Annotated in this window: 13 protein-coding genes and 1 tRNA gene; 12 read left to right on the top strand and 2 right to left on the bottom strand. The window is 45.8% G+C overall.

The features are described 5' to 3' along the window. The first annotated feature begins 90 nt into the window (after positions 1-90). The 4 genes from BWX39_RS11435 to BWX39_RS11420 are packed head-to-tail and all read left to right on the top strand — an operon-like array spanning position 91 to position 6,080. Positions 91-4,389, top strand: coding sequence for a cobaltochelatase subunit CobN (locus BWX39_RS11435; protein ID WP_028905842.1), 4,299 nt, complete (start codon positions 91-93; stop codon positions 4,387-4,389). 7 nt (positions 4,390-4,396) lie between these two features. Beyond that, positions 4,397-5,095: a hypothetical protein gene (locus tag BWX39_RS11430; protein ID WP_028905841.1), complete on the top strand. Its 699-nt coding sequence runs from the start codon at positions 4,397-4,399 to the stop codon at positions 5,093-5,095. A gap of 49 nt (positions 5,096-5,144) precedes the next feature. Beyond that, positions 5,145-5,741 carry a MotA/TolQ/ExbB proton channel family protein gene (locus BWX39_RS11425; protein WP_028905840.1) on the top strand — a complete coding sequence of 199 codons (597 nt, stop codon included), beginning with the start codon at positions 5,145-5,147 and terminating at the stop codon, positions 5,739-5,741. A 3-nt stretch (positions 5,742-5,744) separates the two neighbouring features. Continuing rightward, on the top strand, positions 5,745-6,080 hold the full coding sequence (locus tag BWX39_RS11420) for a DUF2149 domain-containing protein (protein ID WP_014708297.1): 336 nt from the start codon (positions 5,745-5,747) through the stop codon (positions 6,078-6,080). Here the strand turns inward: BWX39_RS11420 and BWX39_RS11415 are convergent. Next, entirely contained in the window at positions 6,062-6,451 is a 390-nt protein-coding gene (locus BWX39_RS11415) for a hypothetical protein (protein WP_154650388.1), read from the bottom strand. The genes BWX39_RS11420 and BWX39_RS11415 overlap by 19 nt on opposite strands. Before the next feature lie 171 nt (positions 6,452-6,622). Continuing rightward, positions 6,623-7,873 (bottom strand): hypothetical protein, encoded by a 1,251-nt coding sequence (locus BWX39_RS11410; RefSeq protein WP_028905839.1) that lies wholly within the window; start codon positions 7,871-7,873, stop codon positions 6,623-6,625. A gap of 244 nt (positions 7,874-8,117) precedes the next feature. On the opposite strand from BWX39_RS11410, the gene BWX39_RS12200 reads away from it, so the two are divergent. The 8 genes from BWX39_RS12200 to BWX39_RS11370 all read left to right on the top strand — a co-directional run bounded on the left by BWX39_RS12200 (position 8,118) and on the right by BWX39_RS11370 (position 16,555). After that, the gene (locus tag BWX39_RS12200) at positions 8,118-8,366 is read left to right on the top strand and encodes a hypothetical protein (RefSeq protein WP_028905838.1); all 249 of its coding nucleotides are present in this window, start codon (positions 8,118-8,120) and stop codon (positions 8,364-8,366) included. Between the two features lie 442 nt (positions 8,367-8,808). Continuing rightward, positions 8,809-10,464, top strand: a complete 1,656-nt coding sequence (locus tag BWX39_RS11405; RefSeq protein ID WP_028905837.1) for a S8 family peptidase — start codon at positions 8,809-8,811, stop codon at positions 10,462-10,464. 93 nt (positions 10,465-10,557) lie between these two features. Further along, a complete protein-coding gene (locus BWX39_RS11400) occupies positions 10,558-10,794 on the top strand; it encodes a protease inhibitor I9 family protein (RefSeq protein WP_028905836.1) in 237 nt (78 codons plus the stop codon). A 335-nt stretch (positions 10,795-11,129) separates the two neighbouring features. Continuing rightward, positions 11,130-12,683, top strand: a complete 1,554-nt coding sequence (locus BWX39_RS11395; RefSeq protein WP_244271516.1) for a S8 family peptidase — start codon at positions 11,130-11,132, stop codon at positions 12,681-12,683. Between the two features lie 553 nt (positions 12,684-13,236). After that, complete coding sequence (gene trmB / locus BWX39_RS11385) at positions 13,237-14,028, top strand: tRNA (guanosine(46)-N7)-methyltransferase TrmB (protein WP_028905834.1); 792 nt, start codon at positions 13,237-13,239, stop codon at positions 14,026-14,028. A gap of 405 nt (positions 14,029-14,433) precedes the next feature. Then, a tRNA-Ser gene (locus BWX39_RS11380) sits at positions 14,434-14,518 on the top strand. 312 nt (positions 14,519-14,830) lie between these two features. Then, positions 14,831-16,057, top strand: a complete 1,227-nt coding sequence (locus BWX39_RS11375) for a site-specific integrase (RefSeq protein WP_028905833.1) — start codon at positions 14,831-14,833, stop codon at positions 16,055-16,057. 33 nt (positions 16,058-16,090) lie between these two features. After that, positions 16,091-16,555 (top strand): DUF1896 domain-containing protein, encoded by a 465-nt coding sequence (locus BWX39_RS11370; RefSeq protein WP_028905832.1) that lies wholly within the window; start codon positions 16,091-16,093, stop codon positions 16,553-16,555. Positions 16,556-16,694: the final 139 nt, after the last annotated feature.

The raw sequence follows: 16,694 nt of genomic DNA, 5'->3' as shown, positions 1-16,694 counted from the left end.
CTGTACTGTTGGTACAACGCCGTTGCAATTCGACTACACACCGTGTTGTGCTTTCCCTAACCACTCATTAAAGACTAAAAACCTAACAGTATGAAGAAACGAAGAATACTTATCGTCGCTGCCGTGGCAGCATTGCTGCTCATCGGTTTCGGTGTATGGAGCAAATGGCTGTCTACCACTCGGATAGCTTTTGTGAACTATCAAACCATCACGCTCGGACAAATAGCCCGCGCCAACGACAATCCGCTTGTCAAAATCGAAAATCTTACAGCCGAAGACTTGGCGAAAGCCGACGGCTACGATATGGTTTTCGTGCAGGCAATGGGCTTGCGCTTGACCGAAGAACAGCGCACCGAACTCGAAAAAGCTATGAAAGGCGGAACGCCCGTAGTGAGTACGATGATTACAAACCCCGACAACGATTTCTGTTCGGTAGACACTGCCGACGCCAATAGGCTGAAAGCATACATCGACAACGGCGGTCGAGAGAACTATCGCAACCTGCTCAGCTATGTGCGCAAGCATATCGACAAGAAGATAATCTATGCTCCCGAAGCAGGAAAGGTGGTGGAACGCATCTACGGACTGATTTACCACGCCGACCCAGACCGCCCCGACGACGAGGATAAGCAGTTCAATTCCGTGGCGGAATACAACAAGTTCCTCAAGGAAAAGGGACTTTGGAAAGACAATGCCCCTGCCGTCATCATCACAGGCTCTATGGGCGAGCCGAAAGAACTGATTGCCGAATTGGAGAAAACGGGCAACGTGGTCTATCCTGTCAATTCCGTTCAGAAGTTTGTAGAGAACCAACACGCCGACAGCGTGAATGTTTCGGCTATCATCAATATGGCGCACGGCCGCTTGGGCGACGCTTTTGTAGACTATTTGAAGCGTGTCAATGTGCCTTTCTTCGCTCCGCTGAACGTGAACAGGCTGGAAAAGAAGTGGGAGAGCGACAATATGGGTATGAACGGAGGCTTCCTTTCGCAGAGCGTAGTTACGCCCGAAATCGACGGAGCTTTGCGTCCGTTCGCTCTTTTCGCCCATTATGTAGGCAAAGACGACTTGGAATACGTTGCTGCCATGCCCGAAAGGCTCGGCACATTCGTACAGACCGTGAACAACTACATAGGCTTGAAGCACAAGCCGAACAGTCAGAAGCGTGTCGCTATCTACTATTATAAAGGACCAGGGCAGAACGCAATGACTGCAGGCGGTATGGAAGTAGGACCTTCGCTCTACAATCTGCTGCTGCGTCTGAAGCAGGAAGGCTACAACGTAGCGGGCTTGCCCGACTCGGCTGAAGGACTTATGCAAGCCATTCAGCGTCAGGGTGCAGTGTTCAACCTTTACGCCAAGGGTGCTTTCGATGACTTTATGAAGAACGGAAAGCCTGCCCTTGTCAGCAAGAACGACTACGACAGTTGGGTGAAAAAGACCCTCCGACCAGAGAAATACCAAGAAGTGGTGAAGGCAAACGGCGAGTTCCCAGGCGAGTTTATGGCAACTCCCGACGGCAAACTTGCTGTGGCGCGTGTGCAGTTCGGCAATGTCGTGCTGCTTCCGCAGAACGCTGCGGGCAAAGGGGATAATGCTTTTCAAATCGTGCACGGCACCGACGCTGCGCCACCGCACACCTACATCGCTTCCTACCTGTGGACACAATACGGTTTCAAAGCCGATGTGCTGATACACTTCGGTACACACGGCAGTCTTGAATTTACACCGAAGAAGCAAGTAGCACTCAGTAATCTCGACTGGCCCGACCGCTTGGTGGGCGCACTGCCGCACTTCTACCTCTACACAATCGGCAACGTTGGCGAAGGACTCATCGCTAAACGCCGCTCGTATGCAGGCTTGCAGTCGTACCTTACACCGCCGTTTATGGAGAGCGGAATGCGTGGCACGTATGGCGAACTGTCTTCAAAGCTGAAGCTCTACACACAGAACATCGGCAAGGACAAGGCTTTGCTGCAGCAGACGTCGCTCGCCATCAAGGCACTTGTGGTTCGCTTGGGCTTCCATCGCGACTTGGGCTTGGACAGCGTGCTTAGCCGTCCTTACACCGAAGAAGACATTTTGCGCATCGACAACTTTGCCGAAGAACTCTCGAACGAAAAGATAACAGGACAACTCTACACGTTGGGCGTGCCCTACGAGGCTGCACGCATCAACAGCAGCTTGCTCGAAATGTGCACAGACCCTGTGGCTTACTCGCTCTTTACGCTCGATAAGGTGCGCGGAAAGGCTACCGAAGCCTTGCTGAAACGCCGTTCCGAGTTCAACAGTCGCTACCTTTATCCTGCAAAAGCGTTGGTTCAGTCGCTCATCGGCACCTCGTCGGAAGTTACAGACGCCTACGTTTGCAAGGTAGGAAACCTCTCGCCAGCCGACCTTCAGCGTGCTCATAAGATATACGAAGACCTCACAGCACCATCGGATATGATGAAAATGATGGCAGGAATGGGTGCAATGGGCAAGAAAGGCAAAGGCGGAAGCGGTATGCCAGCAGGTATGGGAATGCCTAAAGGTATGGGCAAGAAGCCTGCAAACATGGGCGAGAAACCCTCTGGAATGGGCAAAGGTATGCCAGCAGCAGCCAAATCGGCACATGGAAAAGCCATGTCGGGTATGCCTCCGAAGGGTATGTCGGGCATGGGAACTATGATGAAAGACAAGAAAAAGTCGTACAGCAAGGAAGATAAAGCCTTCGCCTTTGCCGTCAGAGAACTTGAACGAACCCTCAAGAGCATCGGCAAATACAAGCAATATCTCTTGGCGAGTCCGCAAATGGAACTCGAAAGTATGATAAACGCAATGAACGGAGGCTACACAGCTCCTTCTCCAGGCGGCGACCCGATAGTCAATCCGAATACGTTGCCTACGGGTAGAAACCTCTTCGGCATCAATGCTGAGGCTACACCGAGCGAAGCTGCGTGGGAGAAAGGCAAGCAGTTGGCCGAGAATACGATAGAAATTTACAAGCGACGCCACAACGGCGAGCTGCCCCACAAGGTGAGTTTCACGCTTTGGAGCGGCGAGTTCATAGAGACGGAAGGTGCTACCATTGCGCAAGTGCTTTATATGCTGGGTGTTGAACCTATACGCGACTCGTTCGGACGTGTAAGCGACCTGCGTCTAATCCCCTCGAAGGAATTGGGAAGAAAGCGCATCGACGTTGTCGTACAGACTTCCGGACAGCTCCGCGACCTTGCCGCATCGCGCCTTTTCCTCATCAACAAGGCGGTGGAAATGGCTGCCAATGCCAAGGACGATGCGTTCGAAAACGAGGTTTCAATCGGTATGAAGGCGGCAGAACGCCACCTCACCGAGAAGGGAGTGTCGCCCAAGGAAGCCCGCAAACTGGCTTCGCAACGCATTTTCGGCGGTATGAACGGCAATTACGGCACGGGCATACAGGGAATGGTGATGAGTGGCGACCGCTGGGAAAAGCGTGAGGAGATTGCAAACACCTACATCAACAATATGGGAACCTTCTATGGCAGCGAGAAAGACTGGGAACAGTACAACCAGTATGCCTTTGAAGCAGCCCTGACACGCACCGACGTAGTGGTGCAGCCACGCCAGAGCAACACTTGGGGTGCGCTGAGCCTTGACCACGTCTACGAGTTCATGGGCGGACTGAACCTCGCCGTGCGCCACGTAACGGGCAAAGACCCCGACGCATACTTAAGCGACTACCGCAACAAGCACAACGTGCGTATGCAAGAAGTGAAGGAAGCCATAGGCGTGGAAAGCCGTACAACCATTCTGAACCCCGTATATATAAAGGAGAAAATGAAGGGTGGAGCAAGTTCGGCAGGCGGTTTTGCCGAGGTAGTGGAGAACACTTACGGCTGGAACGTGATGAAACCGAAAGCCATAGACAAGGAACTGTGGGACGAAATCTATCAGGTGTACGTGAAAGACAAGTACAATCTTGGCACGCAGGCTTTCTTCGAGCAGAAAAATCCTGCAGCCTTGCAGCAGATAACCGCCGTTATGCTCGAGACGGTGCGCAAGGGAATGTGGAAGGCAACGCCGCAACAGGTGGCTGACATTGCCAAGCTGCACGTCGAATTGGTGAAGAAATACAAGCCGTCAGGCTCTGCTTTCGTTACCGACAATGCGAAACTGCGCAACTTCATCGCTTCCAAGGTAGAGGCAAAGCAAGGCAAGGAATACGAACAACAGATTGACAAGATGCGCAATGCAGCTGCCAATGCCGACAAGGGCACGGTGATGAAGCGCGAGGATATGTCGCAGCAAGTCGAGAAGCGTGCGCCGTTGCTCAGCAAGGGTCTGCTCGTTGGCGGTGCAGTAGTGCTCCTCGTGGCACTGTTGGTATTTGTCGTGCGTAAGCGTCGCAACACCAAAGCCGAATAAGAACACGATGGAAACCGTAGCTGTTATTCTCTTTATACTCGTCTGTTTCAGCTTTGTGCTGAAGCAGACGTTCGTGCACGCCCTGCAAATAGGCATTACGGCAGTGGCGGCAATGGTATTCATGGGGTTGGCGTGGCGCGGTGCCATCTTGCAGTCGTCTACCGAAATAGCGGGCTGGCTTGCCGATACCGATTTGGTGCGCGACATTTCCGTCCTGCTCAACATAGACGTGCTTATGGCAACGGCATTCTGCCTGCTCTCTGCCGACGTGGAGGTGGCAGGGCGCATTGGGCGCAAAGCCCGACTGCTGTTTGCCTTCCTGCGTTTCTTTCCGGGCATTATGATAATTCCAATGATGTTCGGCATACTCGTGGAAACCATCTTTGCCTTTCCCGGCGAAGACTTCTCGCTCATCGCTTGGACGCTCGGTGCAGTCTTCTGCATTGCCATTCCGCTGCTCACATACGTTGTGAAACGCCTGTTGCCCGAAACTTTCCTACGCTTGGAACTGCTGTTTCTCTGCAACCTGTTGATTGCGCTGATGGGCATAGTGGCTACCGTGAACGGCAAGACGACGGTGGTGGGAACCGACAATACCAACCTTGAAGCCCTTGCAGGCACGGTGGTGCTCGTTGCCGTCTTGGGCATAGCAGGTATGGCGTGGCAGCGTTGGCACACGAAAAGGCAAATCAGGCGAATGGACTGATGGCTCGGCATCGAATAAAATAAACTTCAGTATAAACTAAAAACATTTTATGAATTACATAACAGATATACTTTATTGGATTTCATCGGGACTTCTCGTGCCCGTAATCCTCATTCTCATCTTCTTCTTTCTGCGCTCGCTGCTGCTCTTGGGCGGCTTTTTCAGTCAGTATCTCACCATGCGACAGAGCGGCACAATGCTGCACCGAGAGGTGAAACAGCTCACAGCCGACAACCTTTCGTCGCTTGCCGACCGCCTGCCGAAAGGCAAACTGCCCGTGGCTGCCTGCATTGCGAAGATGTTGGAACACAGCGACAGTTCTGCAAAGGTGAACTATCTGCTCGACGAATACGAGTGTATGGTGGAGCGCGAACTCGAAACGCCGAAGATGTTTACCAAGATGGGACCAATGCTGGGCTTGATGGGTACCCTCATTCCGATGGGTCCGGCACTCGTTGGCTTGTCGTCGGGCGATATAGCGTCGATGGCTTACAACATGCAAGTGGCGTTTGCCACCACCGTTATCGGCTTGTTCGCAGGTGGCATCGGCTTCGTTGTCAAGTCGGTTCGGCAGCGTTGGTACCGCAGAGATATGGGTGCGCTCAGCTACATTGCCGATATGTTGGACGAAAACCGCAGCAAATAAGTTATGAGAAGACGACAGATTAGGCTCAGCCACGACGAGGACGACGACCCGATGAGCGTTGTCAGCAACCTCTTCGATGCCGCAATGGTGTTTGCCGTCGCACTGATGGTGGCACTCGTTACCCACTACAAGATGACCGAAATGTTCAGCACGGAGGACTTTACCGTGGTGAAGAACCCTGGCAAGCAGAATATGGAAATCATCTCGAAGAAGGGCAAGCAGATAGACCGCTATACTCCGTCGAAGAACCAAGACGCCAAGTCGGGCAACAAGGGCAAGCGTGTGGGCACCGCCTACCAACTTGAGAACGGCGAAATCATCTATATTCCAGACGAATAGAAACGAATCTGCAATAGGGTAGTGTTGCCGACGCTCCTCCATATAGCTTCGGCAGCGAAAGGGCATATCGCCCACAGCCTTGCTTTTCTCACACGCTCTATTTCTATTCCATCGGCTTTTCGCCGCCCATAATTTCGTAAATATTTTTCACGAGCGAGCCTCTTACACAACTCGCTCGCTATCAATGCTTTATAAAACCTATTGTTTTGCGTTCCAAAAGCGTAGGTTTTGCGCGGTAAAAGCGGCTGTTTTGCATCGCAAAACAGCCGCTTTCGCAATGCCAAACCGCAATTGCCGTTTTTCTTCAGAACTTTCTTTACAAAAGCGAAGCTGTTTTCACGTGCTGGTTCAAGGTTTCTACTAGAATCCATAGGAGAACTAGAACCCCTACACACCCCTGCTTCCCTTTCACCATACCACCTTTCATACACCAACAAAAAAATGCTAAAGCACTGCGCTTTAGCATTTTTTTGTTTTCGTTCTCCTCTTCCAATCCTCTGTGCGTAAGCACTTGGGAGGGTGGGGAGTAGGCGGGAAGCGGTTTATCGCTTCATCATAAATATCTGGTTGCCTGCGTTTTTAATGTCGTTTATGTTCAGACGCTGGTTCAGTGTGGCACCGTTTATGCTGCGAGCGGCATTGCTGTTTTCTGCCTTGGCGTTGCCTTGCTCTTCCGACTGGTCGATTATGCCATTTGCATCTGTTGTATAGTTCATTGTTACGGTCTTGCCTTCAGGTGTTTTCCAGTCGCCTTTGAAGGTTATCATACCGTTGTCGAGGGTAACTGTTATCGAACCGCCACTGAAGAATCCGAATGTTTCTCCACCTTGACCGTCGAACGCCTTGTAGTACGAACCTGCAGGGAACTTGGCACTGCCTCGCTTGAACATCATTCCACCTATGAACTTTCCGGGTTCGTAAACGGCTCCGGGCACAGGCATAACCACGTCGTATGTTCCTACAATGGTGTTGATGTCCATTGGCACCTTGAATGTTGTGAGGAGCACGAGGTTAAGATATTCGCCCGCACCTACGATGAATCCTTCTTCGTCTACGTCGCAATTGAGGAATGTAAGGGTGTAGTCGCAGTACTTATCAGTAGCTTTGACATATCTTCCGCTAAGACTTCTTGGGGTGAAGTTCACATCTTCTTTGATATAACTGTAAGTAGAGTTGGGGTCTTTGTTCACGAAAGTGAGCTTTCCGTCGTATGTGAAGCGTATTTTCCCGTGGCTTCTAAGCTCTCCTTCAACCAACAGATGGTAGGTGCCATCGCCTTTTTGCTCTACATTCAGGGTGCACATTTTCAGCGAATCGAGGAATCCGTCCACCTTTCCACTGTTGTCCACCTTGTTGGTTTCTATGTAAACGCTCTGCTTTCCGTATATTCCGCTTTCGCCAATGTTGTCTATCAGCGAGTAGGTACCTGCTGGAAGTACGGCTTTGTCTGCATTTGCCGATGCTGCTGCCATCACCGTCAGTCTTATGTCGTGCTTGTTAATCTCTTTTGGCAGACCGCCCTGTGTGAGCTCGCCGTCGCACAAGTGAAGCGTGTATGCGGCTATGTTGTCCTTTACGGCTCCGTAGTAGATATTGTACGTGTGCGTAGCTTTCACGTCGGCATAATAGGAAGTGTTGCCTAATTTATCGAAAGTAACTTCCTTGACGTCGTCGCACGAGAATTCTTTCACCTCACCCGACTTCATGTGTAGTTTCATCAGCCAATTCTCTTGAGCGAATGATGTCGTTGCGATACAGCATGCGGCAATTGCCACAAAAAGAGCTTTTTTCATACTTAATTATTTATTTTAAAAATTTATAGTTTAGCTATGTTATGATGAAAACAATGATAATCTTGTATCTTGTAGCCTCTAACAGTTTTATACCTTAATTATTTTTCGGCGCAAAGAAACTAATTAAAAGCGGTATAGCAAAATATGGGTAGTTAAAAAACACTAATACCCGAACTGCCACCGCCCTCGGTTTCGGGTAGGAAAAATTGGGAATGGCAATGCAGGAAGTCCGCCGAAGAAAGCGATGATATGGGTAGGAGCGTGGCTCATCGCACTTTTGGCACCGAAAGAAAAGAAGGTTTATATAGTGTTTCTAGCTTTTCTAGAGTTCCTAGGCTTTCTAAAGCAACACCTAGAAATACCTTGCTTTTGTAAAGAAACTTCCACAGAAAAACGGCACTTTCGTTTTGGCATTACGAAAGCGGCTGTTTTGCACGGTAAAACCTACGCTTTTACCGTGCAAAACAGCCGCTTTGGGAATGTAAAACAATAGGTTTTGCAATACATTGGTTATTAATAGGTTAGACAATACTTGGGGTTGTGAAAAATATTTACACTTTTACCACTTTCTTTTTGTTCGTTTACATTTTTCAAATTCTATATTGATACTTTTGCATAAGTATAGTATGGAACGCTTTCCTTTTCTGGGGAAAATGAATTATTTTTGTTTTTTTCAAGCAGAAAATTTGCTTCGTAAAGAATAAATGTTTATATTTGTAGCATAATTAAGACTATAGTATCTAAGTCAAAACTAATAATAGAAATTTTTAGTTCATCACTTTTAGAAAAAAGTAGTATAATAATCAAAACATTAAGAGAAGTCTAAAGAAGGGGCTGACTACCCAGTTTGACAAAAGAAATGGAGCCAGAAACCATTAAAAAAACGGGGCGGATACGAAAAGCCACACGAGTAGTAAACTTAACAAATAATAACTATGTCTAATAAAACCAACAACAAAAGATTTTTAGTAACCTATGCAGACCAAGAAATTAGTAAAGCTGCTGCAGTAAAACTGTTAAAAGTAGACCAATCAAATGTAAAAGAAGGAGTTTCTTTTATGTCTGCTGACAGAGAGGCCTTGAAAGATAATGTCTTGCACTTTGATAATCTTGGTATTTCGCTGCTTGAGCTTACATCGGAAAATGCAAAGAAGCTTGCAACCCAGAAAGGTATCTTGGCAGTAGAAGAAGATACGAAAGTGTATGCATTGGACATTGAGATTGAAGGGGTCGATCCTGATTATCAGCCAGAAGTTTATATCAATCAGGAAGAAATGGCTAAATTTAAAGCAACAAACAATAGCAAAGGAGGGGCAAAAGTTAAAAGCGACCTTCACCCAAAAGAAGACTTTGATAAAACTATTGAAACATCTAAATTTCAAAAAGAAGATATGGTTGTGGGAGATAAGGTTGCTCCCGAAGAAGAAACTATGCCTTTCAACTCTAAAAAAAATGTAGGTAAAAACAATTTAGTTGTCGACAGACCATGGGCTGCCGAAAAGCAAATTCAATCGCAAGAAGGCGGTTTTGCTGGTGGATATAAGAAAGCAATGGTAGATATCTTCTCGTCAGTGTTAGATGCAAACCTCAAAAAAGACGTTTCAGAATCTTGCGATGTTGCCCCCGATTCAGCAGGAGCTCTTAATACCGTTGCGAATGTAAATCCTTCATATGTTCCTTGGAATATCAGAATGGTTAAAGCACCTGGAGCATGGGCAAGAGGCTACGATGGAACGGAAGTAAAAGTTGCCGTATTGGATACGGGCATTGATTATAACCACCCTGATTTATACGTTTATGGTGGTGCCGACTTCACAGGTTCAGGAAGTTACATGGATTACAATGGACACGGTTCGCATTGTGCTGGTATCATTGCTGCAAGAGAGTATCGAGGTCAAACTGTAGGTGTTGCTCCTCGCGCCAAACTCTATGCCGTAAAGGTTTTGGATAATGATGGAAGTGGATATACAAGTAATATAATTGCAGGAATGGAGTGGTGTGCAAACAATGACATTCGAGTGGCAAGTATGAGTTTAGGTGGTTGCTATGCTCCAACTATTGCTTATGGAAAAGCTGTTTCGAGATGTCAGAGAAATGGGGTTCTTGTTGTTGCATCGGCAGGAAACAGTGGAAACTATAAATATTTCCCATGGGTATGTGCTCCTGCAAATTCAGTCTCAACCCAAGAGGATGATTGGAGTGGAAGTCCGATAGCAGTTGGTGCTGTTGATAGTAATAATAATCTTGCTTATTTCTCATCAAGAGGACAAGAAACTTATCCATGGAATCGGGTTGGTTGTGTTGCTCCTGGAGTAAGTGTCAGATCAACCTATTTAAATAACGGTTATGCGTATATGGACGGTACAAGTATGGCTTGCCCACATGTTGCAGGACTTGCAGCTTTGCTATGTCAACAATGGCCATGGGCAAGTGTATATTGTATTAAGAAACAACTATTATATGCTACCTATTGGAGTCATGGAGATAACAGCTGCGAGGAAAGAGGATTTGGTCTTATCAATTGTGAGAGGGTGGTTTCGAACATTGAGGTAATGCGTGGCACTTGGTATTCATACTATCTGTTAGTTTAAATGCAACACGAAACAACACACAAAGATAACAGCTTAGTGTGAAGATATCGTTGTAGCTTTGACATTGATGTGTAAATATTAAAATTGAATATTATGGACAAAATAAGTTTTGAACTTCAAAGAGAGATGAACTCAAGACCGTTCGGAGAATTTGATGTTATTATCACATTGATGGAAGGCGTGAATGCAGAATCTCTCAACTTGAAAAGCTATCGGGTGCTGATGAGCAACATCTTGGCTGCCAGACTGACTGCAAAAGAAGTGCAGGCATTGGCACAGAACGAAGGTGTTGAAGCCATAGAGCCTGATGCTAAGGTAGGGATACTGTAATTTGATAACATTAATACAAACCTGCTCAGATTGGTTTGCCTTTCAAGGAATATAAGTTATTCAATGAAACAGCAAACAAATTGAGCAGGTTTGTTATTTAGATTGCTTGGAGAGTATATATTTTTGGTTTAGTGAATCTCTTTTCCAAAGCAATAAAGACAGTGGAGCCAGAAACCATAAAAAACGGGGCGTATACGAAAAGCCATACGAGTAGTAAACCTAAATAAGTAAAAACTATGTCTGATAAAAATAACAAAAGATTTTTAGTAACCTATGCAAATCAGGAAGTTAGTAAAGCTTCTGCAGTAAAACTATTAAAAGTAAACCAAGCAAGAATGAAAGAAGGAGTTTCTTTCATGGCTGCCGACAGAGCTGCTTTGAAAGATAATGTCTTGCACTTTGAGAACCTTGGAGTTTCAGTACTTGAGCTTACATCGGAAGAAGCAAAGAACCTTGCAAATCAGGAAGGAGTCTTGGCAGTAGAAGAAGATGCGAAGATGTATGCATTTGACATAGAACCTGAAGGATTCGATGCAAATTACAAGCCAGAGGTTTACATCAATCAGAAGGAAATGGAAAAGTTGGAAGGAACACAGGAGAATATTGAAGGGGTAAGAGTAAAAAGCAACCTTCGCCACAAAGGTGCTTCTCTTGAACCAATCAACTTGCTCGAAGTTCAAGAAGAAGATACGGTCGTGGGAGAAAAGACAGTTCCAGAAGCAGAATCTTTGCCTTTCAACTTTGAAATGCTTTCGGATAAAAACAAACTATTTGCCGTTGAATCGTTAGCAGACGAAAAGCAAACCCAATCGCAAGCAGGTGGCTTTACCGATGGGTATAAGAAGGCAATGATGGATATGTTCTCATCAATGTTAGATGCAAACCTCAAGCAAGACGCTTCGGAATATTGCGATGAGGAAGCCGCTTCAGTCGAAGGCATTGAGTCGGTTGAAGCTTTAGCCACTTCGTATATTCCTTGGAATATCAAATTAGTGAAGGCACACAAAGCATGGGCAAAGGGATATGACGGAACAGGCGTGAAAGTTGCCGTGTTGGACACAGGTATTGATTATAACCATGACGATTTATGCGTTTATGGCGGTGTCGATTTCTCTAACTCGGGAGATTACATGGATTATAACGGACACGGTACGCATTGTGCTGGTATCATTGCTGCAAGAGAGTATCGGAAAAAGATTGTCGGTGTTGCTCCTCGTGCCAAACTCTATGCCGTAAAGGTTTTGGATAATGATGGAGGTGGATATACAAGCGATATCATTGCAGGAATGGAGTGGTGCATAGAAAATGGCATTCAGGTGGCAAGTATGAGTTTAGGCGGTCCTCAAGGTCCGTCTGTTGCTTATAATAACGCAATTTCGAAATGTCAGCTACATGGAGTTGTTGTAGTAGTAGCGGCAGGAAATAGCGGACACACTAACTACTTCCCATGGGTATGCTCTCCTGCAAACTCAGTCCAAGCGAAAACGTGGAGCGCAAGTCCGATAGCAGTTGGTGCAGTAGATAAAAGAAACCAAATAGCTGATTTCTCATCAAGAGGGCATCAGTATTTGCCATGGAACCCTGTAGGTTGTGTTGCTCCTGGAGTAAAGGTCAATTCAACCATTCCCGGTAACAAATATGTGGAAATGAGTGGTACAAGTATGGCTTGCCCACATGTTGCAGGACTTGCGGCTTTGCTATGCCAGAGATGGAATAGCAGCGATGTGTATAAGATTAAGAAGCAACTGCTGTTAGGCACTTATTACAGCCACAAGTATCCACTTATGATGGATAAGGGATTTGGACTTATCAATTGCGACAGAGTAGTTTCAACCTATTATGTAAATATGTTCTTCGACCGTTTGAAAGAGTGGGGCTTGTTATCATAAGAACCATATGAAGCGACACGCCAAAGGCATCAGTTCAGTATGAGGATTTCTCACAGATATTTTTATCAAGCCTTCTCGGTTTAATCTTGTAAAGATAATTCCGTTAAAAAGTAACAACTATGCTTTGGCATTGCGAAAGCGGCTGTTTTGCATTGCAAAACAGCCGCTTTTACCTTGCAAAACCTACGCTTTTGGAACGCAAAACAATAGGTTCTGTAATGTATTGATGTATAATGAGTTATGCAATAGCTGCGCCTGCGAAAAATATTTACACCCTTATGGTCTTTTTTTCGTTCATAAAGAAACGTGAGTTCGGTGTAATAATTAAACGAAGATGCTTCATCTCTTCCTGATTATAAGCATATTGAATTAATAACCAGTTATTTCTTTAAACATCTTATAAAAATAAGATGCTGCCGTAATTCTTATATCTAACATACATTTGCACAGTTATATAGATATATAAACATTGATTGAAATAATGTAAAAATAGCGTGCAAACAAATACAAGAATGCTTTTTTACTAACGTTTTTTCGTAACTTTGCAACCATTATGAGTAAAGGTAAGTTACAGAAATTCGCAGAGATGGAAACATTTAAGAATGTATTCCAATATCCATACGGTGTGATAAGCGAAGTGCCATTCGATATGAAAGGGCATTGGCGCGAACAGTATTTTCACAACGACAACCCCATCATCTTGGAATTGGGTTGTGGAAAAGGCGAATACACCGTGGGGTTGGCACGCCTCTATCCGAACATCAACTTCATCGGGGTAGACATAAAAGGAGCGCGAATATACACGGGTGCAAAGCAAGCATTGAACGAAAACCTGCCCAATGTGGCTTTTCTGCGTACCAGCATCGAAATCATCGACCGCTTTTTTGCCGCCAACGAGGTGCAGGAAATATGGCTCACATTCTCCGACCCGCAAATGAAGAATCCACGCAAACGCCTGTCGTCCACATTCTTCCTGAACCGTTATCGCAACTTTTTGGAGGATAGGGGAGTGGTACACCTGAAAACCGACTCGAACTTTCTTTTCACCTATACCACCTATCTTGTAGAGAAAAACAAGCTGCCCCTGCTTTTCCGTACCGAAGACCTGTATGCCAACGAAACCAACGGCGTGCAGTCAACGGAATTAGACCCACGCACAAAAGAAATACTCGGCATACACACCTATTACGAAAACCAATGGATAGAACGTGGACTGAACATTAAATACATGAAGTTCCAATTGCCGCACGAAGGCGAACTCGCCGAACCCGACATCGAAATCGAACTCGACGACTATCGCTCTTTCAAGCGCACAAAGCGCAGTGGCAAGGACACCGCAAAGTGAACTTGTATCTTAAATAAATAAGGTGAAGTAGGGGAGAAGCCAAAAAGAGTTTGTACTTTTTAGCCCACAGGGTACAACAGCAAAGCAACCGCCGATAAATTTGCGCTTTAATATATTAAGGTGCAGCTGCAAGGAAATAGCATATACCTTGTATTTCAATGAATACCTTGTATCTCAACGAATAAGATGCAGCAACAAGGCAATGGTAGATAATTTAGTATTCCTGATAAATAAGGTAGTAGTGATAAAGAAACCGCCGATAAGCAGCTTCCTGTTTGTTAAAAAAAGTTTACCCTTGAAAATATCTTGCATCTTTTGCTTGTATTTCAGAAAAACTCCTTAACTTTGCACTCGCTTTAAAGGAACAACCATTTGTTCACGAAAAGCAAAATGGTAATCACCATTGGAGAGATGGTAGAGTGGTCGATTACAGCGGTCTTGAAAACCGCCGTGCTGAGAGGCACCGGGGGTTCGAATCCCTCTCTCTCCGCTAATAGGCTTCAAAAGGACTTCACAAAGGTTGTCAATTTAGCCTTCAAAAATTAGCTAATCGTTGTAAAATCAAGGTTTTACAACGATTTTTCTTTGTATATACCTCTATCGCCTGACGGCATAACCCTATGTTTTGACAGTCATTATTCGGTCAAATTCTGCTACATAAACTGCTACACAAAAATTGTAGCAATAAAAAATGTAGCAGTGACGGGATTCTGAATACCATATTGACGGCATCAATTCTTTCTGTTTCAGTATGTTATATATTAACTTTGCAGCCGAGTGCTACACAAAAGAATGATGCATTATGAGAACAAATTTCAAGGTATCCTTCTACCTACGCTCAAACTATGAGAACAAAGAAGGAAAGTCGCCTGTAATGCTCCGTGTATTCCTTAACGGAGAAATGGCAAATTTTGGCTCTACGAAAATTTTCGTGGATAAGACAATGTGGAATAATGCCACAAGCCGGCTTAAAGGTCGGACGGCAGAAAGCTTGTCCGTCAATGCCGCATTGGACTCTATTTCCACTACATTGAATGGAATTTACCGCAAGTTTGAGGATGACGAGTCCCTGTCATTGGAGAAAATCCGTTCTTTCTTTATAGGAAAAGACAGGGAGTACACAACTTTCCTCCCGGTATTCGACAAGTTCAACGAAGACATCAAGCAGCGTGTCGGACACACCATCAGCAAAGACAGTCTGCAAAAGTACAGTGTTTTGAGAAGACATTTCTCAGAGTTCCTTATCCATAAATATGGAAGAAAGGATATAGGACTGACAGAATTCACACCATCCGTGGTACAAGACTTTGAGTTATATCTGAGTACTGTGACAGGCTGCGCTTACAATACGTCGGTCAAGAAAATGAAGGCTCTCAAAACCGTAACCATATATGCACAAAAGCGTGGCTATCTCCTTCACGACCCCTTTCTCAATCATCGTTTCCACTTGGAGCCGGTAAACCGTGGTTTCCTCACGGACGAAGAAATCATGAAGATAGCCAACAAGGATTTCGGCATCCAGCGTTTGGAACTGGTAAGGGACGTTTTCATCTTCTCTTGCTTTACAGGGCTGGCATACATTGACGTGTCCAATCTCACACCGGACAACATCGTCACGCTCGATGACAAGCAGTGGATTATGACCAAAAGGCAGAAAACAAGCGTGGAAACAAATGTCCTACTTCTCGATATTCCGAAGCGCATCATTGCAAAGTATAGTGGAAAGACCTATCGGGACGGCAAACTATTCCCCATACTGACGAATCAGAAGACTAATGCGTATTTGAAAGAAATAGCCGACCTTTGCGGTGTCAAGAAGAACCTGACCTTTCACCTTGCCCGGCATACATTTGCCACCATGTCTTTGAGTAAGGGCGTTCCGATGGAAAGTGTGTCGAAGATGCTGGGACATACCAACATAAAGACCACACAGATTTATGCTCGCATCACCAACAAGAAGATTGAGTATGACATGGAACAGCTTGCCGACAAACTCGGTAAGTTCAACAAGGCAATGGGAATCCGATAATATAATAATGTATAACCCTAAACCAAGAAGATTATGACAACTAAGAAAGAACTATCCTACTTCCGTCTGAAGTTAGAGAACTACCTCAATGAGCATTTCCCCGAAATGCTGAGTGACAAACCATTCATAACGGCAAGAGCCGACGAAGCTCTTACCACCTACTGCGATGCAGTGGCACAAGGCTTCTCGCATCCCGAAGCTGAGAGTATGGCAAGCGAAGTGTTGTATAGAGGACTGCATTTCTCCAAGTACGACACGCTTGTATCTGTCTTGGAGAATGAGTTTGAGAAAGAACTGCCCTCCCCACTCCCCGAAAGACTATCCCCGATACTCCTGAAGAACAAGGCTGTGCAAAGCGTTTTCGACAAGTATGAACTCACGGACGATTTTGGCGCAAGTCCTGAGTATGAGAAACTCTACACCGAACTGACAGGAACAATCGTTCTGCTCATTGAGGTCAATGGTCTGCCAACGATAGGCGGTGAGAACATGACTTGATGCAGCACCATCGGGAGCTTTTGTAGTGTCAAGAGCCAAGATAAACGCTCCGCTCCACACGCCAAGAGTTTGTACCAACACTTGTCTTTTTTCGAGCATAGCTCTCAACAACTCGTGTGTAGCCTGCGCATCTTGTTAT

The organism is Prevotella intermedia ATCC 25611 = DSM 20706 (assembly GCF_001953955.1).
Lineage (GTDB): Bacteria > Bacteroidota > Bacteroidia > Bacteroidales > Bacteroidaceae > Prevotella > Prevotella intermedia.
Note: the sequence above shows the minus strand (reverse complement) of the source record. Positions and strands in the feature narration are given on the sequence as shown.